This is a genomic window from Vibrio sp. S12_S33, from assembly GCF_963889785.1.
Lineage (GTDB): Bacteria > Pseudomonadota > Gammaproteobacteria > Enterobacterales > Vibrionaceae > Vibrio > Vibrio aestuarianus.
Genome location: NZ_CAWPQZ010000132.1, coordinates 1 through 1,693, shown reverse-complemented (window position 1 = coordinate 1,693; position 1,693 = coordinate 1). Strand labels below are relative to the sequence as shown.

The 1,693-nt window shown below is 38.8% G+C and carries 2 protein-coding genes; both read left to right on the top strand.

All coding sequences use genetic code 11. The annotated features are described in order from the left end of the window. The first annotated feature begins 221 nt into the window (after window positions 1-221). The gene (locus tag AACW06_RS19415) at window positions 222-767 is read left to right on the top strand and encodes a GNAT family N-acetyltransferase (RefSeq protein WP_069543032.1); all 546 of its coding nucleotides are present in this window, start codon (window positions 222-224) and stop codon (window positions 765-767) included. 143 nt (window positions 768-910) lie between these two features. After that, window positions 911-1,444, top strand: a complete 534-nt coding sequence (locus tag AACW06_RS19410; protein WP_080526456.1) for a hypothetical protein — start codon at window positions 911-913, stop codon at window positions 1,442-1,444. Window positions 1,445-1,693: the final 249 nt, after the last annotated feature.

Sequence of the window (1,693 nt, the reverse complement as noted above, 5' to 3'; positions counted from 1 at the left end):
GCTGCATTTGTTCGTGACTTAGACGGAAACAAAATCGAAGCAGTTTCAATGTAGCTTTGAGTACGCATATAACAATCAATTTAAGAGGGATTCCCAACGCTTGGCATTTTTGCTTCTACTTCAAATTTAGTGTTTATGGCACAATGCTTTAGGTTTGGGGGGAGGCGTTGTTCACCCCTTAATTGGGCGTTATGCGTAATCAATGGAGTACGGAGTATTAGATGGAAGTAGTAGAAGCGGAAAAATCGGATTTAGATTCATTCTTTGCGTATCTTGAAAATCAGCTGTCTGAAAATGGTAATGGCGAAGTTCCTCTTTTCCAGCCAATGTCCAGAGAGCAAAGTGAAATTCCAGAAGCAACAAAAGATAAGTTTATCCAAGGCTTTTCCCATCAGTTTGGCGATTTAGGTTGGAGAAAGCTCTGGGTTGTAAAAGACACCTCTGGAAGTATCAAAGGTCATATTGATCTTCGCCACCACAGTGATGAAAGCCGTTCTCATCGAGTTCTACTTGGTATGGGCGTAGATGTTTCTTGCCGGAAGCAAGGTCTTGGTCAAAGACTCATTGATGCTGTTATAAATTTCTGCCAAGAAAAAGCTGAAATTGACTGGCTTGATCTTTGTGTATTATCAGAGAATTTCCCAGCAAAGAACCTCTACCTAAAAGCAGGGTTCAATGTTATTGGAGAGTTCAAAGATCAATATAGAATCGACGGTTTTTCAGTCTCGGAAACAGCAATGACAAAGTGCGTCAAAAATTACGCATAACAAAGCGTTTAAGAGGGATTCTCAACGCTTGGCGGTTTTGGTTCAAAGTTTAGCTTTTGTGTTTATAGCACAATGGTTTAAGTTGGGTGGTAGCGTTGCTCACCCCTTAACGCGGCGTTATGTGCTTATGGGTAATATTTGCAATGATCAATGTATCAAAATATTGGAAAGATGATTTACTGAAACTCGCAGAAAAGCTAACCCTTAGGCTAGTTCAGAAGAGGTGGGGCGAGAAAAATATCTACACGCTAGAGAAAGACATATTTTTAGGTTTCTACTCAGTTAGAAAATTGATTGAATCTCGGAAAATATCTGATTCAGTGAAGAATCAAAATTATAAAGTTCGAAAGATCAATTTTTCGGGAGATCCCGACAAAATAATACCTAGTTCGGTAGATTCAGACTATGACTTAGTAAGCAGCACTGAAATTCATACATTAAATACAATGCAGATATGTAATCAGTTTATTCATAGCTATTACTTTGTCCCGTTCTTCCCAACAGGTACTAGCCCTGTTGGATTCTTTGTTTGCTCAGATTTTGATAAGAAAAACTGTATATATTTCATAACGATTTTTGACGTGGTAGAAATTTTTAAAACTGTTGGGGAAAATTACCCAACAACTATGACGATTGAAAAACTTCAGAATGGAAAAATAAGAACAAAAATTGAGTAACGCACATAACAAACAATTTAAGAGGGATTCCCAACGCTTGGCATTTTTGTATCTACTTCAAATTTAGTGTTTACGGTACAATGCGTTAGGTAAGGTGGTAGCGTTGCTCACCCCTTAATTGGGCGTTAGCTGGGGTTAAGAAAGGCTGTGAGTTTAGGGTGGAAAGGCTTTCGGTTTTCTAGCTACACACCGGATAAATCTCAGCTTCTCAACTATCTCGCCAGTGGCACTTTTCGGGAAGTGTTTGAA

What these genes read in the sequence shown, in the direction of transcription:
- AACW06_RS19415 (WP_069543032.1), top strand. Translation starts at nt 222, where the DNA reads ATGGAAGTAGTAGAAGCGGAAAAATCGGATTTAGATTCATTCTTTGCG.
- AACW06_RS19410 (WP_080526456.1), top strand. Translation starts at nt 911, where the DNA reads ATGATCAATGTATCAAAATATTGGAAAGATGATTTACTGAAACTCGCA.